The sequence below is a fragment of the Pseudomonas sp. NGC7 genome, assembly GCF_047159675.1.
GTDB lineage: Bacteria > Pseudomonadota > Gammaproteobacteria > Pseudomonadales > Pseudomonadaceae > Aquipseudomonas > Aquipseudomonas kermanshahensis.
In genome coordinates this window covers 1,094,073-1,114,929 of record NZ_BAAFZY010000001.1, presented here as the reverse complement: position 1 = coordinate 1,114,929, position 20,857 = coordinate 1,094,073, and the positions used below count along the sequence as shown (strand labels likewise).

The 20,857-nt window shown below is 63.5% G+C and carries 19 protein-coding genes; 9 read left to right on the top strand and 10 right to left on the bottom strand.

The features are described from left to right. Nucleotide 1: 1 nt before the first annotated feature. The 5 genes from lepA to rpoE all read right to left on the bottom strand — a co-directional run bounded on the left by lepA (nucleotide 2) and on the right by rpoE (nucleotide 5,870). Nucleotides 2-1,801 (bottom strand): translation elongation factor 4, encoded by a 1,800-nt coding sequence (gene lepA / locus ACMCNM_RS05075; RefSeq protein WP_024717450.1) that lies wholly within the window; start codon nucleotides 1,799-1,801, stop codon nucleotides 2-4. Nucleotides 1,802-2,073: 272 nt separating this feature from the next. Then, the gene (locus tag ACMCNM_RS05070) at nucleotides 2,074-3,480 is read right to left on the bottom strand and encodes a DegQ family serine endoprotease (RefSeq protein WP_371097684.1); all 1,407 of its coding nucleotides are present in this window, start codon (nucleotides 3,478-3,480) and stop codon (nucleotides 2,074-2,076) included. A 209-nt stretch (nucleotides 3,481-3,689) separates the two neighbouring features. Continuing rightward, complete coding sequence (locus ACMCNM_RS05065) at nucleotides 3,690-4,655, bottom strand: MucB/RseB C-terminal domain-containing protein (protein ID WP_027594144.1); 966 nt, start codon at nucleotides 4,653-4,655, stop codon at nucleotides 3,690-3,692. An 8-nt stretch (nucleotides 4,656-4,663) separates the two neighbouring features. Further along, nucleotides 4,664-5,257 (bottom strand): sigma-E factor negative regulatory protein, encoded by a 594-nt coding sequence (locus ACMCNM_RS05060; protein ID WP_027594143.1) that lies wholly within the window; start codon nucleotides 5,255-5,257, stop codon nucleotides 4,664-4,666. A gap of 31 nt (nucleotides 5,258-5,288) precedes the next feature. Then, on the bottom strand, nucleotides 5,289-5,870 hold the full coding sequence (rpoE, locus tag ACMCNM_RS05055; protein ID WP_003252049.1) for an RNA polymerase sigma factor RpoE: 582 nt from the start codon (nucleotides 5,868-5,870) through the stop codon (nucleotides 5,289-5,291). Nucleotides 5,871-6,303: 433 nt separating this feature from the next. Between rpoE and nadB the strand changes: the two genes are divergently transcribed. Beyond that, nucleotides 6,304-7,908: an L-aspartate oxidase gene (nadB, locus tag ACMCNM_RS05050; protein WP_099430295.1), complete on the top strand. Its 1,605-nt coding sequence runs from the start codon at nucleotides 6,304-6,306 to the stop codon at nucleotides 7,906-7,908. A gap of 296 nt (nucleotides 7,909-8,204) precedes the next feature. Here the strand turns inward: nadB and ACMCNM_RS05045 are convergent, their stop codons facing one another. Beyond that, the gene (locus ACMCNM_RS05045; protein WP_186677581.1) at nucleotides 8,205-8,669 is read right to left on the bottom strand and encodes a protein YgfX; all 465 of its coding nucleotides are present in this window, start codon (nucleotides 8,667-8,669) and stop codon (nucleotides 8,205-8,207) included. Beyond that, nucleotides 8,653-8,907 carry a succinate dehydrogenase assembly factor 2 gene (locus ACMCNM_RS05040; protein ID WP_027594141.1) on the bottom strand — a complete coding sequence of 85 codons (255 nt, stop codon included), beginning with the start codon at nucleotides 8,905-8,907 and terminating at the stop codon, nucleotides 8,653-8,655. The genes ACMCNM_RS05045 and ACMCNM_RS05040 overlap by 17 nt, the downstream gene beginning before the upstream one ends. A 133-nt stretch (nucleotides 8,908-9,040) precedes the next feature. Between ACMCNM_RS05040 and ACMCNM_RS05035 the strand changes: the two genes are divergently transcribed. Then, a complete protein-coding gene (locus tag ACMCNM_RS05035) occupies nucleotides 9,041-9,982 on the top strand; it encodes a YgfZ/GcvT domain-containing protein (RefSeq protein WP_186677583.1) in 942 nt (313 codons plus the stop codon). 55 nt (nucleotides 9,983-10,037) lie between these two features. Then, nucleotides 10,038-10,844, top strand: coding sequence for an HDOD domain-containing protein (locus ACMCNM_RS05030; protein WP_027594139.1), 807 nt, complete (start codon nucleotides 10,038-10,040; stop codon nucleotides 10,842-10,844). A 166-nt stretch (nucleotides 10,845-11,010) separates the two neighbouring features. Here ACMCNM_RS05030 and ACMCNM_RS05025 read toward each other — a convergent pair whose 3' ends face one another. Continuing rightward, entirely contained in the window at nucleotides 11,011-12,390 is a 1,380-nt protein-coding gene (locus ACMCNM_RS05025) for a sensor histidine kinase (protein ID WP_099430298.1), read from the bottom strand. Further along, nucleotides 12,383-13,054: a response regulator gene (locus tag ACMCNM_RS05020; RefSeq protein ID WP_027594137.1), complete on the bottom strand. Its 672-nt coding sequence runs from the start codon at nucleotides 13,052-13,054 to the stop codon at nucleotides 12,383-12,385. Before ACMCNM_RS05020 ends, ACMCNM_RS05025 begins: the two co-directional genes overlap by 8 nt. Nucleotides 13,055-13,254: 200 nt before the next feature. Here ACMCNM_RS05020 and ACMCNM_RS05015 point away from each other — a divergent pair, with 200 nt between their 5' ends. The 5 genes from ACMCNM_RS05015 to ACMCNM_RS04995 all read left to right on the top strand — a co-directional run bounded on the left by ACMCNM_RS05015 (nucleotide 13,255) and on the right by ACMCNM_RS04995 (nucleotide 18,697). Further along, nucleotides 13,255-14,544, top strand: coding sequence for an OprD family porin (locus tag ACMCNM_RS05015; RefSeq protein ID WP_186677586.1), 1,290 nt, complete (start codon nucleotides 13,255-13,257; stop codon nucleotides 14,542-14,544). Between the two features lie 32 nt (nucleotides 14,545-14,576). Then, nucleotides 14,577-15,557, top strand: coding sequence for a Bug family tripartite tricarboxylate transporter substrate binding protein (locus ACMCNM_RS05010; RefSeq protein ID WP_016488839.1), 981 nt, complete (start codon nucleotides 14,577-14,579; stop codon nucleotides 15,555-15,557). A gap of 139 nt (nucleotides 15,558-15,696) precedes the next feature. Beyond that, a complete protein-coding gene (locus ACMCNM_RS05005; protein WP_027594134.1) occupies nucleotides 15,697-16,155 on the top strand; it encodes a tripartite tricarboxylate transporter TctB family protein in 459 nt (152 codons plus the stop codon). A 3-nt stretch (nucleotides 16,156-16,158) separates the two neighbouring features. After that, nucleotides 16,159-17,673, top strand: a complete 1,515-nt coding sequence (locus ACMCNM_RS05000) for a tripartite tricarboxylate transporter permease (protein ID WP_252825674.1) — start codon at nucleotides 16,159-16,161, stop codon at nucleotides 17,671-17,673. After that, on the top strand, nucleotides 17,666-18,697 hold the full coding sequence (locus tag ACMCNM_RS04995; protein ID WP_412764035.1) for an AbrB family transcriptional regulator: 1,032 nt from the start codon (nucleotides 17,666-17,668) through the stop codon (nucleotides 18,695-18,697). The genes ACMCNM_RS05000 and ACMCNM_RS04995 overlap by 8 nt, the downstream gene beginning before the upstream one ends. A 36-nt stretch (nucleotides 18,698-18,733) precedes the next feature. Here ACMCNM_RS04995 and ung read toward each other — a convergent pair whose 3' ends face one another. Then, a complete protein-coding gene (gene ung / locus ACMCNM_RS04990; RefSeq protein ID WP_027594131.1) occupies nucleotides 18,734-19,426 on the bottom strand; it encodes a uracil-DNA glycosylase in 693 nt (230 codons plus the stop codon). Nucleotides 19,427-19,552: 126 nt separating this feature from the next. Here ung and ACMCNM_RS04985 point away from each other — a divergent pair, with 126 nt between their 5' ends. Beyond that, nucleotides 19,553-20,659: an enoyl-CoA hydratase/isomerase family protein gene (locus tag ACMCNM_RS04985; RefSeq protein WP_412764034.1), complete on the top strand. Its 1,107-nt coding sequence runs from the start codon at nucleotides 19,553-19,555 to the stop codon at nucleotides 20,657-20,659. Nucleotides 20,660-20,857 lie beyond the last annotated feature (198 nt).

Sequence of the window (20,857 nt, the reverse complement as noted above, 5' to 3'; positions counted from 1 at the left end):
CCTAGCTATCCAACCTGAGCACAGCAAGGAAGGCCTCTTGTGGAATCTCCACGTTGCCCACTTGCTTCATGCGTTTCTTACCGGCCTTCTGCTTCTCCAGCAGTTTTTTCTTACGGCTGACGTCACCACCGTAGCACTTGGCCAGTACGTTCTTTCTGAGCGCCTTGACGGTTGTCCGCGCGATGATCTGGCCGCCGATGGCTGCCTGGATCGCCACATCGAACATCTGCCGAGGGATCAGTTCCTTCATCTTCTCGGTCAACGCACGGCCTTTATAGGCCGCGTTGTCGCGGTGCACGATCAACGCCAGGGCATCGACCTTGTCGCCGTTGATCAGTACATCCAGTTTGACCAGGTTGGCCGACTGGTAGCGATCGAAATGATAGTCCAGCGACGCGTAACCGCGACTGGTCGACTTGAGGCGGTCGAAGAAGTCCAGTACCACCTCGTTCATCGGCATGTCGTAACGCACCTGAACCTGGCTGCCGAGGAACTGCATGTCGCGCTGAACGCCACGTTTCTCGATGCACAGGGTGATGACGTTACCCAGGTGCTCCTGCGGCACCAGGATGGTCGCGGTGACGATCGGCTCGCGGAAGTCGGTGACGGACGAAACATCCGGCAGCTTCGACGGGTTGTCGACGATGATGGTTTCGCCGGTTTTCAGTTCGAGCTCGTAGATCACGCTAGGCGCAGTGGTGATCAAGTCCAGGTCGTACTCACGCTCCAGGCGCTCCTGGATGATCTCCATGTGCAGCATGCCCAAGAAGCCGCAACGGAAACCGAAGCCCAGAGCGTCGGAGCTTTCCGGCATGTACTGGAGCGAGGAGTCGTTGAGCGTCAGCTTCTGCAGCGCGTCGCGGAAGTCCTCGAAATCGTCCGAGCTGACCGGGAACAGGCCGGCGTAGACCTGTGGCTGGATCTTCTTGAAGCCCGCCAGCACTTCGACTTCCGGGGTCGAGGACAGGGTCAGGGTGTCACCGACCGGTGCACCGTGAATGTCTTTGATGCTGGCAATGATGAAGCCCACTTCACCGGCCTTGAGGTCGGCGGTCTGGGTGTGTTTCGGGGTGAAGACGCCGACGCTGTCGACCAGGTGCACCTTGCCGGTGGACTTGACCAGGATCTTGTCGCCTTTCTTGACGCGACCCTGGCGCACGCGCACCAGCGAGACAACGCCCAGGTAGTTGTCGAACCAGGAGTCGATGATCAGCGCCTGCAGCGGCGCGTCGATCTCGCCTTCCGGCGCGGGGATGGTGTGCACCAGGCGCTCGAGCACCTCGTCGACACCCATGCCGCTCTTGGCACTGCACGCCACGGCGTCGGTAGCGTCGATGCCGATGATCTTCTCGATCTCGTCCTTGACGCGGTCCGGGTCAGCCTGGGGCAGGTCCATCTTGTTCAACACCGGCATGACCTCGAGGCCTTGCTCGATGGCGGTGTAGCAGTTGGCCACGGACTGGGCTTCGACGCCTTGACCGGCGTCCACCACCAACAGTGCGCCTTCACAGGCGGCCAGCGAGCGCGAGACTTCATAGGTGAAGTCGACGTGGCCGGGGGTGTCGATGAAGTTCAGCTGGTAGGTCTTGCCGTCTTGCGCCTTGTAATGAAGCGTGACGCTGTGGGCCTTGATGGTGATCCCGCGTTCGCGCTCCAGGTCCATGGAGTCGAGGACCTGGGCTTCCATTTCGCGCGCAGACAGGCCACCGCACATCTGGATGAAACGGTCGGCCAGCGTCGACTTGCCATGGTCGATGTGGGCGATGATGGAGAAATTGCGGATATGACTCAAATCACTCACGGGTCAACACTCGAAAAGGCTGCGAGCCGGGACGCCCGCCGAAAAATAGCCGGGAATTGTACCTCAAGCAGCAGGGATATGGGAGATTCCTGATCGGCTGTCTGTGCCGACAGTGTCGCTGGCAAGCCGCTTCGTAACGCCGCAGCGCCGTACCTGAAAGCTCCACCCCACCTGTGGGAGCCGGCTTGCCGGCGATCGGACCAGCCCATTTCTCCGTAGATTCCACGAAAAAGGGCAGCCAACGCTGCCCCTTTTCCTACCTGAAGACCCGCTTATTCAGCCAGTTTGAAGGTAATGAAGCTCGCACGCCCCTGGCGCAGCACGCGCATGGACACCGAGCGGTTTTTCGGCAGGTCCTTGGCGATCTCGGTGAATTCCTTCGCCGAGCCAATGGCCTGGTTATTCAGGTGGCTGATGACATCACCTGGGCGCAGGCCGATCAATGCGGCCGGGCCATCCTGGACTTCCTTGATGACCACGCCACCCTTGAGTTCGAGGGCTTTCTTCTGCTCGGCGCTGAGGTCAGCGACCGAAACGCCCAGACGGTTGCTACTGCGCTCGGCACTGCCATCTGCACCGGTCCCGGTGCCAATGTCAGCGTCATCGTCCGGCAGCGCACCGACGCTCACGTCCAGGTTCTGGCGCTTGCCGTTGCGGATGATCTCGAGCTTGGCCTTGTCGCCGTCCTTGAGGCTGCCGACCAGGTGCGGCAAGTCGGCCGACATGACGATCGGCTGGCCGTTCATGCTCAGGATCACGTCACCCACCTGCAGGCCACCTTTGGCGGCTGGGCCATCTTCCAGCACCTGGGCCACCAGGGCACCGGCCGGTTTGTCCAGGCCAAAGGACTCAGCCAGGTCCTTGTTGACCTCCTGAATCACCACGCCCAGCCAGCCACGGCTGACCTTGCCGTCTTTTTTCAGCTGGTTGGATACATCGATCGCCACATCGATCGGGATGGCGAACGACAGGCCCATGAAGCCGCCCGAGCGGGTGAAGATCTGCGAGTTGATACCCACGACCTCGCCCTGCATGTTGAACAGCGGGCCGCCGGAGTTGCCCGGGTTGATGGCAACGTCAGTCTGGATGAACGGCACGTAGGTGTCGTTAGGCAGGGTACGGCCCTTGGCACTGACGATACCTTTGGTCACCGAGTGGTCGAAGCCGAACGGCGAACCGATGGCCAGCACCCACTCACCCACTTTGAGCTTCTCGGAGTCGCCCAGCTTGACGGTCGGCAGGTTCTTGCCTTCGACCTTGAGCAGCGCGACGTCGGTGCGTGGGTCGGTGCCGACCAGCTTGGCTTGCAGCTCGCTGCGGTCCGACAGGCGGACGATGATCTCGTCGGCGTCGGCCACCACATGGTTGTTGGTCAGTACGTAGCCATCGCTGGAAATGATGAAACCCGAACCCAGCGACTGGGCTTCACGCTGACGATCACCGCGCGGCGAGCGGGGCTGTTGCGGCATGTTGCGCTCGAAGAATTCGCGGAACATCGGCGGCAGGCCTTCGAGGTCCGGCATCTGCCCAGCGGCGATGCGGCGGTCCGGCAGCTTCTGCTTGGTACTGATGTTGACCACGGCCGGCGAGGCTTGCTCGACCAGCGTGGTGAAGTCCGGCAGGGCTTCCTCGGCCTGGGCGGTGAGCACCTGGCCGAGCATGAGCACGGCGGCGAACATCGATAGGTAGGATTTCAAGCGTGGTATAGACATACGGCTCCCGTCACAACGAGCGTGGTTAGCGTAAGGCCCCTGCACAAGCAGGAAAGGCCAGGCTCCAAGAAGCCTGACCTATAGAAAATTTACGGAAAGATTGCAAATGACAATGCTTTAATTTCATTTCAGGAGCATGTCTCTCACGCCGGAAACCACCTGAAAAGCGCACGCCATCATTGCCGCGCCTGGGCATCCTGAGGCCGCATCGATAGCGCAATGCGCTCTGCAGTACCCAGGGGTATTTCACCTACCACAGTGACCAGGACCTTGCCCTTCGGCGTGTTCAGACGGCGCGATACCGCCACGGTTGGCCCGAGTTGCACGCGTGTGTCGGTGCCTGAGTTGTCGTTGACCGGCTCGAGGAATACCGAAACGCGCGCCAGGCCATCGTCATACATCAGGCTGCTGACCGTGCTGTTGCGGGCCGGGTCGCGGCGCACCGAGCTGTTGACCAGCTCAAAACCCGGCGGCAGCCAGTCTGAGCGCCATCCGGCGACGGTTTCCTGGCCGGTGCTGGTGCCACGTTCCACCGGTTTGCAAGCGGCACTGGGGCGCAAGTCATCCGCGGTAGGCAGGTCATCGGTATCGAGGCGGGTCATCTGGAAGCGCTCAAGCAATTGCCCCTTGTCGTTGAGCATCAACGAGCGCAGCGGCAAGCCGGTGCGGCGGTCAAGGTGCAATTCGAACGCATAACGGTGCTGGTCGCGCGGTGTGAGGGTGACGATCACCGCGTCGCGCCCGGCGACACGTGACTTGCCCGCCACACCCAGATCGTACCAGCCCATCAATTTGAGGGGATCCAGCGCACGCGGCGCCGCATCGGGCGGCGTCGTAACGCCGTTGACCAAGGCACCACTGACGCATGCAACCTTGCCATCCACGCGCACGATTTCCTGGGCAGTGCCATCGAGCTGCAGCAGCCGCTCGCTGACCTTGCCGTCCTCAACCCTGTGCCAGATATCGTGGGAAGAAAAGCTGCCGTTACGCTCGTAGACGAAAGAGCCTTGGTAGCTTTGCTTTTGCTCGGCCTGTGCCAGCTTGTTCAGCCACTCATTCGCCTCGGGCGAAGAATTGGCCGCCAACGCTGGCACCGTCATGCAGCTGCCTATCAGCAGCGACAGGAGAGGTAGCGCGCGCATGATCCTCCTTACTTAGCGGGGTTATCCAGGCTGGCGGCGCGGGCATACGGCAACGCGGTTTCGCTGCCCTTGAGCGCAGATTCCTGGGCGTGCTGGCGCAGGTAGCCTGGCAGACGCTGATCCCAGCCGGCTTGGTTCTGCAGCACACCGTTGGCCATCGGCCCGGTCGGTTGCTCACTGCTTTCACTATAGCCTGCCAATACCGCCGGGCCTTGAGTTTGTGGCACGCTCAGCCCCTGCTGCGGTTGCTGGGAGGCAAGCTCTGCACCGGTGATTTCATCTTGGTTGTACATGCGCACACCCGCCAGCACGGCAACCGTCACCGAGGCAGCGACTGCCAGGCGAGCGACGCTGCGCCATGGGCCTTTATTGACCTTGGCCGGTACCGCTTCGTCGGCCAACGCTGCCGACACCGCCGAGGCGATATCGAGGTTGGGCAGCAGCAGTTCCTTGTGCATCGCTGCGCGAGCGACCTGGTAACGCGACCAGGTGGCACGGGTTTCGGCATCGTCGACGGCACTCAGTACCCGACGTAATTCCAGTTCGTCCGCTTCGTTATCCATTACCGCGGACAGCGATTCCTGCAACGCTTCACGACTCATGGCGGTTCCTCTCTTGGCTGTAGCCGCTGTCTCAGGTTTCCTGCAACAACGGCTGCAGGGCTTTATCTATGGCCTCCCGAGCGCGGAAGATTCGAGAGCGCACGGTACCCACCGGACATTGCATGACACTGGCAATGTCTTCGTAACTCAAACCGTCGAACTCGCGCAGGGTCAATGCCGTGCGCAGGTCTTCGGGCAGTTGCTGGATGGTGCGATGGACCGTGCCTTCGATTTCATCCCGCAACAACGAGCGCTCTGGGGACTCGAGATCCTTGAGACCATGATCGCCGTCGTAAAACTCCGCATCCTCGGAGCTCACATCACTGTCTGGTGGCCGTCTTCCACGGGACACCAGGTAGTTCTTCGCCGTGTTGATGGCGATGCGGTACAGCCAGGTATAAAACGCACTGTCTCCGCGAAAATTGCCAAGCGCACGGTAGGCCTTGATAAAGGCTTCCTGTGCTACATCCTGGGCCTCGTGGGTATCGTGAACGAACCGCACGATCAACCCGAGAATCTTGTGCTGATACTTCAGCACCAACAGATCGAAAGCTCGCCTGTCACCGCGCTGCACGCGCTCGACAAGCTGCTGATCCTCTTCCTGGGTTAGCATGAACACTCCTCGGTAGACTCGAAGGAGCGTTGCAACAGCCATCGTTCAGGCTTGCAAACATAGACTCGGGCTTTGCGCAAAAGTTCTCCCCTCCAAGCAAGTTTCCTGCAGCCCTTGGTCGGCTCGCACGGAAGACGCGGCGCGGTCACGGCCGGCAACGTCAATAATCAGGTTTCGAATACGCAGGTGTCAGCCCGAATAGAGCTGCCGCCGTGCGTCGCCGCGACATTTGTGGCGTGCGGGCAGCCTTCATAGGATTTCCGTAGCTGTCGGAAAGTTCCCACAAGGTCGCTGCTTCCTGGCAAGTGGCATGGAAATTGGCCACCCGGGGCTGCTATAAAGGCAACCCGGCCTGGTTTAACGATAGTTTCACAATGCCATCGGCGCGTGACTATTGTGCCGTGCCCCTTCCGTAGATTACTAGTGTCCCGACATGAGCCAACAATTCCAACATGATGTCCTGGTGATCGGCAGCGGCGCCGCCGGTCTCAGCCTGGCACTGAACCTCCCCAGCCACCTGCGTATCGCCGTGCTCAGCAAAGGCGACCTGGCCAATGGCTCGACCTATTGGGCCCAGGGCGGTGTTGCCGCCGTGCTGGACGACACCGACACCGTACAGTCGCATGTCGAGGACACCCTCAATGCCGGCGGCGGCCTGTGCCATGAAGATGCCGTGCGCTTCACCGTCGAGCACAGCCGCGAAGCCATCCAGTGGTTGATCGAGCAAGGCGTGCCCTTTACCCGGGATGAGCAGCACGGCGTCGACGATGGGGGCTTCGAGTTCCACCTGACCCGCGAAGGTGGCCACAGCCACCGGCGCATCATCCACGCCGCCGATGCCACAGGCGCCGCGATCTTCACCACCTTGCTGGCCCAGGCCCGCCTACGCCCGAACATCCAGCTGCTGGAGCAGCGCGTGGCAGTCGACCTGATCACCGAGCGCCGCCTGGGCCTGCCCGGCGAGCGCTGCCTGGGTGCCTATGTGCTAAACCGCAATACGGGCGAAGTAGACACCTACGGGGCGCGCTTCACCGTGCTCGCCACCGGAGGCGCAGCCAAGGTCTACCTGTATACCAGTAACCCGGACGGTGCCTGCGGCGACGGCATCGCCATGGCCTGGCGCGCGGGCTGCCGGGTGGCCAACCTTGAGTTCAACCAGTTTCACCCGACCTGCCTGTACCACCCCCAAGCCAAGAGTTTCCTGATCACCGAGGCACTGCGCGGTGAAGGCGCCCTGTTGCGCCTGCCCAACGGCGAGCGCTTCATGCCGCGCTTCGACCCCCGCGAAGAACTGGCCCCACGCGACATCGTGGCCCGCGCCATCGACCACGAGATGAAACGCCTGGGCGTGGACTGCGTGTACCTGGACATCACCCACAAGCCGGCCGATTTCATCAAGGGCCACTTCCCCACCGTTTACGAACGCTGCCTGGCCTTCGGCATCGACATCACCCGCCAGCCGATCCCGGTAGTACCCGCAGCCCACTACACCTGCGGCGGCGTGGTGGTGGACGACCGCGGGCATACCGATGTGCCTGGGCTGTATGCCATCGGTGAGACCAGCTTTACCGGCCTGCATGGCGCCAACCGCATGGCCAGCAACTCGCTGCTCGAATGTTTCGTCTATGGCCGCGCCGCTGCCGCCGACATCCAGGCGCACCTGGAACAGGTCGACATGCCCAAAGCCCTGCCCGGCTGGGATGCCAGCCAGGTAACGGACTCGGACGAGGATGTGATCATCGCGCACAACTGGGACGAGCTGCGGCGCTTCATGTGGGACTATGTCGGCATCGTGCGCACCAGCAAGCGCTTGCAGCGCGCCGAACACCGCATCCGCCTGCTGCTCGACGAAATCGACGAGTTCTACAGCAACTACAAGGTCAGCCGCGACCTGATCGAGCTGCGCAACCTGGCGCAAGTGGCGGAGCTGATGATTCGTTCGGCGATGCAGCGCAAGGAAAGCCGCGGGTTGCATTACACGCTGGATTATCCGGGGATGCTGGACGAGGCTAAAGACACCATCCTCAGCCCGGTCTGAAAGCTGCAGCGGTCTGGTCTGAAAGCTGCAGCGCCTGTGAGATCGAGCGCCGCCCGCGCGGCGCATCGCGAGCAACGCTCGCTCCTACGTTTGTTTCGGGCCAATTATTCCTGAGGCATTGGCGCGCGGCCCCTTGGCGCCTGACACGATATCGAGTCGAACAAACAAGGCGGTCGCGCGCCTCTCTCACAGGCTTTACTGGCCCGAAACAAACGTAGGAGCGAGCGTTGCTCGCGAAGCGCCGCGCGGGCGGCGCTCGATCTCACAGGCACTGAACCTGCCACGGTGAAAACCTATCAGCCCTGAATCGCTCCCACCTCAGCCCACCTGCGCCGGCTGAACTTCAGCCTTACCCGCAACCGCCGATGCTCATCAGCCCCCAGGGCATCCCAGGGAACGCACTGCCCCTCCCCCAGCCAACGCCCTTCCCGCACAAACCGCAACACCACCATCCCCGGCAACGCAACGCTGTCCCGGCACAAACGCACCGGCTGCCAACCCTGGGCGCAGGTGAACACCCGCCAACCAAGCAGGTCTCGGCGCAGCCCGGTAACCGCATGCGGATGCGTGAGCAAAATTCGTCGGGGGATGGCCCAGCAGGCGTGGGCGACAGACGCGGCAGTGGCCGCCAGGGACAGCCACCAGGGCAACGCGCTCACCCATACGGCGAACAGCGCCAGCACCTGGCAACTCAAGTATGCCGTCAGCAGCAGGCGCGAGCCTTGCCAACGGCTTTCGAAAAACTCACTTGGGCTGGACACGGTCCAGGATGATGCGGACCATGCGCTGCAGCTCCGGGTCTTCAGACTCGGTACGCTCCATGAACCAGCCGAACATGTCCTGATCTTCGCAGCTCAACAGGCGTACATAGAGTTCGCGGTCGGCTTCGTTGAGGGTGGCGTAGACTTCCTGGGTGAAAGGCACCAACAGTACGTCCAGTTCCAGCATGCCGCGGCGGCTGTGCCAGAAAAGCCGGTTGAGTTCAGTTTGTTCGACCATGGGGCCCTCCTCGAATGGCCCGCCAGTATACAGCCAGGCGAGCGAAGCGGCACAGGGCGTTGGTCTAGTCACCTACCTATTTTGTTACTGGCGTTCTATGATGGCCGCCAGTCTTTAGCCACCGCGATGACCCATGGCCGATTCCGCTTTCTTCAGCCCCCTGTCCCACGAGGGCATCCTCGCCGTCCGCGGCTCCGACGCAGGCAAGTTCCTGCAGGGCCAGCTGACCTGCAACATCAACTACCTTAGCCAGGAACATGCCAGCCTCGGTGCCCGCTGCATGGTCAAAGGGCGCATGCAGTCGAGTTTCCGTATCGTGCCCGAGGGCAACGGCTACCTGCTGGCCATGGCCAGTGAGCTGCTCGATGCCCAATTGGCCGACCTCAAGAAGTACGCCGTGTTCTCCAAGGCCACCCTTAGCGACGAAAGCGCAGCCTGGGCGCGCTTTGGCCTGCAGGGCGGCGAGGCGGCTCTGCAAGCCTTGGGCTTGACGCCGCCGGTCGAAGCGGGCGCCACCGTGCGCCATGAGGGCCTGATCGCCATCGCCGTGTCCGCAGGCCGCGTCGAGCTGTGGGTACCTGCCGAGCAGGCCGCCCACGTAGGCGCGGCACTCGCCGCCAGCCTGCCTGAGGGCAGCCTCAACGACTGGCTGTTGGGCCAGATCCGCGCAGGTATTGGCCAAGTCATGGGCCCTACCCGCGAGCTGTTCATCCCGCAGATGATCAACCTGCAGGCCGTGGACGGCGTCAGCTTCAAGAAGGGCTGCTACACCGGCCAGGAAATCGTTGCCCGCATGCAGTACCTGGGCAAGCTAAAGCGCCGTCAGTATCGCCTGGCGCTCGATCAGCAGGACATCCCCGCGCCAGGTGCCGAGATCTTCTCACCCACCCATGGCTCGTCGGTCGGTGAAGTGGTGATGGCGGCCAATACGGGTACCGGTTGCGAGTTGCTCGCGGTAATCAGCGCCGATGCGGTGGCCGACGACAACCTGCACCTGGGCAGCCTGGAAGGGCCACGCCTGCACGTGCTGAGCCTGCCCTACGAACTGGACCGCGACCGGGAAATCCAGCGCTGACCAGCCTGCCCCGTCCGCGTGACGGGGCCGCACCACCACTGCGGTAGAGAAGTCCATGAACAAGCTGGCCGAGATGGTTCAAGCACAGTTGCTCGATGCCATCGAAAAGGATGACCTGGTCCTGCCGACCCTGCCCGAGGTTGCCTTGAGCATCCGCGAGGCCGCCGAGGATAGCGAGATCAGCGTGTCGGCCCTGAGCAAGGTGATCGGTCGCGACGCGGCCCTCTCGGCGCGCCTGATCAAAGTCGTCAACAGCCCACTGTTGCGCGCTGCGGTCGAGGTCACCGACCTGCATACCGCAATCACTCGCCTGGGCATCAACTACAGCTGCAACCTGGCCATCGGCCTGGTGATCGAACAGATCTTTCATGCCCGCTCGCCGGCTGTTGAGCAAAAGCTGCGCGATATCTGGGTCAACAGCCTGGAAGTAGCAGGCATCAGCTACGAAATCTGCCGCCGCTTCACCCACCTCAAACCCGACCAGGCGACCCTCGGTGGGCTGGTCAACCAGATCGGTGCCCTGCCGGTGCTGATTTACGCCGAAGAACACAACGAGCTGCTGTCCGACCCGGTCTGCCTGCACTACGTGATCGAGCAGATACAGCCCGTGCTGGGTGACAAGATCCTCAAGGCGTGGGAGTTTCCCGAGCAATTGGTCAACCTGCCGAGCCAGGTTCAGGACCTCGACCGGCAGACTGACAAGGTCGACTATATCGACGTCGTGCAGATCGCCCGCTGCATCAGCCAACGTGGGCGTAGCCGGCCACTGGCGGCACTGCCGGCGTATCGGCACCTGGGGCTGCCATTCGGGACCGAACTGGAAGTCGAAGAGCTGCTCGAGGCGCGGAGCCTGTTGCGCTAGGCCACCAAAAGTCCGCTGCACCTCCCCTCCTGCGGGATTCAGGTAGGAGCAGCCTTGTGCTGCGAAGAGGCCGGTAACAGCACAGTAAATCTTCGCTGCAGTCACTGGCCCTTTCGCAGCACAAGGCTGCTCCTACGGTGCCGACGGGCCAATGGACAGTAAAACTCTAGTCAGCGATGAAGCTCACCCGCACCCGCAAGCCGCCCTTCTCGCCATCGTGCAGGCTGATCTGCGCCAGGTGCGCGCGGCAGATCTCGCCGACAATCGCCAACCCCAGCCCACTGCCTTGGGCACTGCGGCGGTAGAAGCGCTCGAACACCCGTTCGCGCTCCTCCTCGGGAATACCCGGGCCGTCATCCTCGACCTCCAGCACCGCCGGCGCCAGCACCCGCAGGATCACGTTGCCACCGGCCGGGGTATGCGCCAAGGCGTTATCCACCAGGTTGCTCAGCAGCTCGTTGAGCAAGGTCGGCTCACCCTTGAGCCACACGGGCGCCTCGGCCTCCAGGGCCAATGCCACGCCACGGTTATGCGCCAAGGGCGCCATGGCCATGCCCAGTTCGCGGGCCAACTGGCTGAGGTCCAGGCGCTGCGCGCCACCTTCGGCGATTGCCCGGGCGCCATTCTCGACCCGTGCCAATGACAACAGCTGGTTGGCCAGGTGGGTCAAGCGGTCCGTGCCTTGGGCAGCTGATTCCAACGTCTGCCGCCACTCCTGCGGCTCGGATGAACGCAAGCCCAACTCGACCCGCGCCTTGAGCGCCGCCAAGGGCGTGCGCAACTCGTGGGCGGCGTCTGCGATGAACTGGGCTTGGCGCTCGAACTGCCCGCGCAAGCGCTCGGTAAAGTGGTTCAAGGCCCGCACCAGTGGGCCCAGTTCGCGCTGCACCTGCACCACCGGCAAAGCCCGCAGGTCATCGGGTTGGCGCTCTTCCACGGCGGTGCGCAGGCGCTCCAGCGGGCGTAGCGCGGCACTGACCGCAAACCACACCATCACCAAAGCGCCCAGTGCCAGCATTCCAAGGCGCAGCAGGGTATCGGCCATCAGCCCGCGCGCCATGCGCACCCGCGCTTCTTCGGTCTCGGCCACGCGAATTTCCGCCATGCCGTTCATGTTCGGCTCGCTGACCGGCTTGAGCAGGCTGACCACGCGCACGTCCTGGCCGAGGTACGTCGCGTTGTAGAACCGCGCCAGCGCCGGGTAGTCGTCGGTGCGCGGCGTGCCAGGCGGCGGCGCTGGCAGGTTCTCGTAGCCCGAAATCAAGCGCTGCTTGATGTCCAGCACCTGGTAGTAGATACGCCCGGCACTGTCGTAGGCGAAGGTATCCAGGGCCACATAGGGCACGTCCGCGCTCAACGAGCCGTCGCGTTGCGACAAGCCCGCGGCGATGGTCCGTGCCGAGGCCAGCAAAGTCCGGTCGTAGGCCGTGTCGGCGGCTTCACGGCCGTTCCAGTAGGCGCTCAGGCCGCTGGCCAGCATCAACACCACCAGCAACAGTGCCAGGTTGCCCAGCAGCCGCCCGCGCAAGCTGCCGTTGTCACGCATCGCGATGCTCGAGCAGATACCCCAGGCCACGGAAAGTGACAATCGCCACCGGGTGGCCGTCGAGCTTCTTGCGCAGGCGGTGGATGTAGATTTCGATGGCGTCGGGGCTGGCTTCTTCGTCCAGGCCAAACACCTGGGCGGCCAGTTGCTCCTTGCTCATCACCCGGCCTGGGCGGGCGATCAGCGCTTCAAGCACGCTCTGTTCACGCGAGGTCAGGGTCAGGTTGTCCTCGCCCAGGCTGAAGCGCCGGGTATCCAGGTCGTACACCAACGGCCCGCAACGCTGCTGGCGTTCGCCACCCAGCACGCTGCGGCGCAGCAAGGCCTTGACCCGGGCTTCCAGCTCAGTCAGTTCGAACGGCTTGGCCAGGTAATCGTCAGCCCCCAGGTTCAGCCCGTGGACCCGGTCCTTGACGTCACTGCGCGCGGTCAGCATCAGCACCGGCAGGGTCTTGCCGCGGCCACGCAAACGCGCCAGCACTTCAAAGCCATCCATGCGCGGCAAGCCGACATCGAGCACGGCAACGGCGTATTCCTCACTGGCCAGGGCCAGGTCGGCAGCCACGCCGTCATGCAGTACATCCACGGTCAGGCCGTGACTTTTCAAGGCCTGGGCCACGCTTTCGGCCAGTTGCAGGTGGTCTTCGACCAGCAGCACACGCATCGGATTCTCCCTGCTCGGGTGGGGCGGTGGCGCGGAGTGTACCGCTGTCGACCGGCCTGTGAAGCCCCTTCTGACAAACCTTTCACGCTGAAAGGTTAGCGAAAGGTTCGTTACCTAGCATCGCACCACGGTCGCCCCACGCGCCGAAAAAAGCACCAGCAAGGTGCAACGAATAAGAACAATAAACGGAGTCATCGACGATGCTGTCATCGCAGCCGCAGGCATTCGTGCCTACCCGTTCCTTTGCCGCACGCCCTTCTGCCATCGCCAGCGCCCTTGCGCTCGCCGGTGTCGCGCCCATGAGCCAGGCCGCCTTCTTCGAAGACAGCACGGCGACCTTCGAAACCCGCAACATGTACTTCAACCGCGACTTTCGCGACGGCACCAGCGCGCAGCAATCCAAGCGCGACGAATGGGCCCAGGGTTTCATGCTCAACTTCGAGTCTGGCTACACCGACGGCACCGTGGGCTTTGGCCTGGATGCGCTGGGCATGCTGGGCATCAAGCTCGACTCCAGCCCCGACCGCACCGACACCGGCCTGCTGCCGACCCATGACGACGGCAAGGCCGCCGACGAGTACGCCAAGCTCGGCCTGACCGGCAAGGTCAAAGTGTCCAAGACCGAATTGAAGATCGGCACGCTGATCCCCGAGCTGCCGACCCTGCAGCCCAACGACGGGCGCATCCTGCCGCAAACCTTCGAAGGCGGCCTGCTCACCTCGAAAGAAATCAGCCACCTGACCTTCACCGGCGGGCGCCTGGAAAAGGCCAAGGACCGCAACGATACCAACTGGGAAGACCTGGCCCTCAACAACAAGAACGGCCGCTTCGGTGGCACCTTCACCGCCGACAACCTCGACCTCGCGGGCCTGGACTACCAGTTCACCGATCGCATCACCGGCAGCTACCACTTCGCCCAACTCGACGACATCTACCGCCAGCACTTCCTCGGCATGGTCGCCACCCAGCCGTGGGGGCCGGGCACCTTGGGCGCTGACCTGCGCCTTGCCGTGAGTGACGATGCCGGCGCCGCCAAGGCCGGCAACATCGACAACACCACCGTCAACGGCATGCTCAGCTACGCCCTGGGCGGGCACAAGGTCAGTGCCGCCTACCAGCACCTGTCCGGCGACAGCGCCTTCCCCTATATCGATGGCGCCGACCCGTACCTGGTCAACTTCGTGCAGATCAACGACTTCGCCGGTGCCGACGAGCACTCCTGGCAGATGCGCTACGACTACAACTTCGCGGCCCTGGGCATCCCCGGCCTGACCTTCATGACCCGTTACATCAGCGGCGACAACGTCAGCCGCGCCGATGGCAGCGAGGGCAAGGAGTGGGAACGCAACACCGAGTTCAAGTACGTGGTACAAAGCGGCCCGTTGAAAAACGTCGCCGTGCGCTTGCGCAACGCCACCTTCCGCTCGAATTTTGCCCGCGACGCCGACGAAGTGCGGCTGCTGGTGAGCTACAGCGTGGCCCTGTGGTAACCCAATAACAACAACGCTCACGGAGATTGACGATGACCTTTTCACTGCGCCGCCTCGTCCTCGCTACCGGCTGCCTGCTGCTGGCCGGCAACGCCCTCGCTGCCGAACCGAAACGCCCCGAATGCATCGCCCCTGCCTCGCCCGGCGGTGGCTTCGACCTGACCTGCAAACTGGTGCAGAGCGCCTTGGTGCAGGAGAAGATCCTCAGCAAGCCCATGCGTGTCACCTACATGCCCGGCGGCGTCGGCGCGGTGGCCTACAACGCCGTGGTGGCCCAGCGCCCAGCGGATGCCGGCACCCTGGTGGCATGGTCCAGCGGCTCGCTGCTGAACCTGGCCCAAGGCAAGTTCGGCCGCTTCGACGAGAACGCGGTCAAGTGGTTGGCAGCCGTCGGCACCAGCTATGGTGCCATCGCCGTGAAGAGCGATTCGCCCTACAAGACCCTGGACGACCTGGTTGCTGCCCTGAAGAAAGACCCGAGCAAGGTCGTGATCGGCTCCGGTGGCACGGTCGGCAGCCAAGACTGGATGCAAACCGCGCTGATCGCCAAGGCTGCCGGCATCAACCCGCGTGACCTGCGTTACGTGGCCCTGGAAGGCGGCGGTGAAATTGCCACTGCATTGCTGGGTGGGCACATCCAGGTCGGCTCCACCGACATCTCCGACTCCATGCCCCACATCCAGAGCGGCAACATGCGCATCCTCGCGGTGTTCTCCGAAAACCGCCTGGACGAGCCAGAGATGAAAGACATCCCTACCGCCAAGGAGCAGGGCTACGACATCGTCTGGCCGGTGGTACGCGGCTTCTACCTGGGGCCGAAGGTGAGCGACGAGGACTACGCCTGGTGGAAGGCCTCGTTCGACAAGATGCTGGCCTCGGAAGACTTCGCCAAGCTGCGTGACCAGCGCGAGCTGTTCCCGTTCGCCATGACCGGCGAAGAGCTGGACGGCTATGTGAAGAAGCAGGTGGCTGACTACAAGGCACTGGCCAGGGAATTCGGCCTGATTCAGTAACTCGCCGACTACCTGAACAGATCCCTGTGGGAGCGGGCTTGCCCCGCGAAGCTGGCACCTCGGTGCATGGCACCGGCTTTGCCGGTGTTCGCGGGGCAAGCCCGCTCCCACAGAGTCCGCGTCCAACGAGGATTCCCCGATGATCCTGCAACGCCTCTTCGCCCTGGTCCTGCTGGCGGTGTGCGCCGCCCTGGCCGTGATGGCCTGGCCGTACCAGGCTGCGTTTTCCTACGAACCGGTTGGCCCACGGGCCTATCCGCTGCTGATGCTCGGCCTGATGGGCCTGGGCCTGCTTTACCTGGCCATCCGCCCAACGCCCATCGTGCGCAAAGACGACGAGCCGGAACTGGACCGCGAAACCCTGATCAAGATCGCCGCCTGCGTCGGCCTGCTGATCGTCTTCGCTGCCACCTTCGAACCGCTGGGCTTCATCCTCAGCGCCATCCTGGTCGGCCTGCCCATGGCTCGGCTGTACGGCGGCCGCTGGCTGCACAGCGCCATCGTCGTGGTCGGCATGAGCCTGTTCCTCTACTGGCTGTTCGACCGCGTGATGGACGTGCCCCTGCCCCTTGGCCTGCTGAGCGTACTGGAGAACTGACACATGGATACCTTGAGCTACCTGGGCCAGGGCTTCGGCGTCGCCCTGAGCCCGTACAATCTGGTCACCGCCCTCAGTGGCACCCTGATCGGCACCGTGGTCGGCTTGTTGCCGGGCCTGGGCCCGATCAACGGCGTGGCCTTGCTGATCCCCATCGCCTTTGCCCTGGGCCTGCCGCCTGAGTCGGCGCTGATTCTGCTGGCTGCGGTGTACCTGGGCTGCGAATACGGCGGGCGCATCAGTTCGATCCTGCTGAACATCCCGGGCGAAGCTTCGACCGTGATGACCACCCTCGACGGCTACCCGATGGCCCGCCAGGGCCTGGCAGGCGTTGCCTTGTCGCTGTCTGCCTGGAGTTCGTTCATCGGCGCCTTCATCGCCACCTGCGGCATGGTGCTGTTCGCCCCGCTGCTGGCGAAATGGGCGATCGCCTTCGGCCCGGCGGAATACTTCGTGCTGATGGTGTTCGCCATAGTCGCCTTGGGCGGCATGGCCGGCGACAAACCGTTGAAGACCTTCATCGCTGCGCTGATCGGCCTGTTCCTGTCGGCAGTCGGCATCGACGCCAACAGCGGCGTCTACCGATTCACCGGTGACAGCGTGCACCTGGCCGACGGCATCCAGTTCGTGGTGCTGGTGCTGGGGCTGTTCTCGATCAGCGAAATCCTCCTGCTGCTGGAAAAGACCCACCATGGCCACCAGGCGGTCAAGGCCACTGGGCGCATGCTGTTCAACATCAAGGAAGCGGCTTCGGTGTTCGCGGTGAACATCCGCTGCGGCCTGCTCGGCTTCATCATGGGCGTGCTGCCAGGTGCCGGCGCGACCCTGGCCAGCGCCGTGGCCTACATGACCGAGAAGCGTATCGCTGGCGAAAGCGGCAAGTTCGGCAAGGGTGATGCCCGTGGCCTGGCCGCGCCAGAAACCGCTATCGGCGCCTCCTGCTGCGGCGCCTTGGTCCCCATGCTGACCCTCGGCGTGCCAGGTTCGGGCACCACCGCGGTGATGATCGGCGCACTGACCCTGTACAACATCACCCCCGGCCCGCTGTTGTTCGAGCAGCAGCCAGACATCGTCTGGGGCCTGATCGCCTCGTTGTTCATCGCCAACATCATGCTGGTGATCCTCAACATCCCGATGATCCGCATCTTCACCCGCATCCTCGCCGTGCCGAACTGGGCGCTGGTGCCGGTGATCGCGATCATCACCGGGATCGGCGTGTATGCCGTGCACGCCACCACCTTCGACCTGTTCCTGATGGTCGGCATCGGCATCATGGGCTACATCCTGCGCAAGCTGGACTTCCCGCTGTCGCCGATCCTGCTCGGCTTCATCCTCGGCGGGCTGATGGAACAGAACCTGCGCCGTGCGCTGTCGATCTCCAACGGTGAGCTGGGCATCCTCTGGTCGAGCCCGATCAGCATGGGCGTGTGGGTACTGGTGGTGTGCATGCTGTGCCTGCCGCTGCTGCGTATCTGGCGCAAGCGCAGCCTGCAGCGCCGGGCCATGGCTGATGCCTGATCGGTCGTTGCCCCTGTATTGGGCGACCGGGCTGGTCGGCCTTGCTGGCGGGTATCTCGCCAGCAAGGTCGGCTGGCCTTTGCCCTGGATGGTCGGCGCGTTGTTGGCGATCATCCTGGTGCGCTGCCTGACCCCCTGGCAGCTGTCGGAAATCCCCAATGGGCGCAAATGCGGGCAATGCATCATCGGCCTGGGCATCGGCCTGCACTTCACCCCCGCCGTGATCGAACAGGTGGGCAGCCACTTTCTGCTGATCTTCTTTGGCGCGCTGTTTACTACCCTGTCCAGCGTGATCAGCGTGTGGTTGCTGCGACGTACCGGCGAAGACCGCGCAACCGCCTTCTTCGCCAGCATGCCGGGCGGTTCGGGTGAGATGGTCAACCTGGGCGCGCGCAATGGCGCGGTGCTCAGCCAGGTGGCGGCGGCGCAAAGCCTGCGTGTGTTGGCAGTGGTGCTGTGCGTACCGGCGCTGTTCAAGTTCTTGATGGGTGACGGCGTACCGCTCAATCATGCCGGCAGTGTGAGCTGGGGCTGGCTAGCGTTGATCGCCCCGCTGGGTATAGCCGCGGGCTTTATCTGGCAGCGGTTGCGCCAGCCCAACCCCTGGCTGTTCGGGCCGCTGCTGGTAGCGGCGACGGTTAGCCTGGCGGGCAACCTGCAGATCGGCCTGCCTGATGGCGCCAGTCAAATCGGCCAGTGGCTGATTGGCAGCGGCCTGGCCTGCCACTTCAACCGCGCGTTTTTCCGCCGCGCACCTTCGTTTTTGGGCCGTACGTTGCTGGCCACGGCGCTGTGCATGTTGATTGCCGGCAGCGCAGCGTGGGGGTTGAGCGTGATGACGGCGCTAGACCTGCGTTCGCTGACCCTGGGGATGATGCCCGGCGGGATTGCGGAGATGAGCCTGACGGCGGAGACCCTGCAGCTGTCGGTGCCGTTGGTGACGGCCTTGCAGGTAATGCGCTTATTGCTCGTGTTGTTTTTGGCAGAGCCGCTGTTCCGGCGCTGGAATGCAGGAAAAGCCTGAAACACCGCGCCGCCTGCTTCGCGGTGTTTCATGCCATCAAAGCGGCGGCAAGGCCCAGTTGATCGGTGCCAACCCACGCTGTTCGAGGAAGCTGTTGGCCCGGCTGAAGTGCCCGCAACCGAGGAAGCCCCGATACGCCGACAAGGGCGACGGATGCACCGACTTCAGCACTAGGTGCTTGGTGCCATCGATCAGCTTCTGCTTGCCCTGGGCATGCGCGCCCCACAGCAGAAACACCACGTTCGGGCACTGCTCGCTGACCACCTGGATGACCCGGTCGGTAAAGAACTCCCAGCCCTTCTTGGCATGTGAAGCCGCATTGGCGCGTTCCACGGTCATGGTCGTGTTGAGCAGCAGCACGCCTTGCTCGGCCCAGCTCTGCAGGTAGCCGTGGCTGGCGATCGGAATGTTCAGGTCGCGCTGCAGCTCTTTGTAGATATTGACCAGCGACGGCGGCGTGGCGATGCCCGGCTGCACCGAGAAGCACAGGCCATGGGCCTGGCCTGGGCCGTGATACGGGTCCTGGCCGAGGATCACCACCTTGACCTGCTGCAACGGCGTCGAGTTAAGGGCATTGAAGATCAGCGGGCCCGGTGGGTAGATCTCTTTGCCGGCCGCGTGCTCCTGGCGCAGGAATTCGCGCAGCTGATGCATGTAGGGCTGGTCGAATTCGTCGCGCAATGCGGCTTTCCAGCTGGGTTCGAGTTTGATGCGATCGTCGTCAGTCATGGGGCCATCCGTAAACAATGGCGCGACACTAGGTAAGCCTCCTCCGCTTGTCAAACGATCCGACCGACGACCGGCATGATCCCGCAGGCAGGCCATACTTGTGCGATGACCTGCGAGAGGTAGTCCATGTCTATTCATTGCGAGGTACTCACCGGTGCCGATGGCGCCTGTATCGGCATCGCCACCCTGGATGCACCCAAGGCGCTCAATGCGCTGAACCTGAGAATGATCGAAGTGCTCGGCGAGCAGTTGCACGCCTGGGCCCGCGACCCTGGTGTGGTCTGCGTGCTGCTGCGAGGCAATGGCGCCAAGGCGTTCTGTGCCGGGGGCGACGTCAGGGCGCTGGCCCAGGCTTGCCGCGATCACCCGGGCAGCGTGCCGCCGCTGGCCGCCACCTTCTTCGCGGCCGAGTATCGCCTCGATTACCTGCTGCACACCTACCCCAAGCCGCTGCTGTGCTGGGGGCACGGGCATGTGCTGGGTGGCGGCATGGGGCTGCTGCAAGGCGCCAATGTGCGCATCGTCACGCCCAGCAGCCGGCTGGCGATGCCAGAGATCAGCATCGGCCTCTACCCCGACGTCGGGGCCAGCTGGTTCCTCGCCCGCCTGCCGGGCAAGTTGGGGCTGTTCCTGGGGCTGACCGGTGCCCCGATCAATGCCCGCGATGCCCTCGACCTGGGTCTCGCCGATCGTTTCTTCGGCGAGCACCAGCAGGAGGAGCTGATCGAAGAGTTGTTGCAGCTGAACTGGCAGGAGCAGACCGAGTTGCAGCTCAACAGCCTGCTCAAGGCCGAGCAGCATCGTGCCTGCGAGGAGCTACCCGAGGCGCAATGGCTGCCCCGGCGCCAAGTGATCGATGAGCTGCTGGATGTCGCCGACCCCGCCGGCGCGTGGCATGCGCTGCAAGGCCTGAAACATCACAACGACCCTGTGCTGGCCGAAGCGGGTGAACGCCTGCATGAGGGGTGCCCGTTGACCGCGCACTTGGTGTGGGAACAGCTCCGCCGGGCCCGGCACCTGTCATTGGCGCAGGTATTCCACATGGAGTTCGGCATGAGCCTGAATTGCTGCCGTCATCCGGAATTCAGCGAAGGGGTGCGCGCGCGCCTGCTGGACAAAGACAATCAACCGCGCTGGCACTGGCCGGATGTGGCACAGGTACCAGCGGCGGTGGTCGAGGCGCATTTTGCCAAGGTCTGGGAGGGGCGCCATCCACTGGCGGATTTGGCTTGAGCCATAAAAAGGGGCCGCTTGGGGTAATGCTGTTCACTTAAGTTATCCATCGCCTGTATTGGGGCCGCTTTGCGGCCCATCGCGGCACAAGGCCGCTCCCACAGTGTTCGCGCATGCCCTGTAAATAGAGGCATAACGCGGTCGGTGTGGGAGCGGCCTTGTGCCGCGATGGGCCGCAGAGCGGCCCCGGCATTCTTA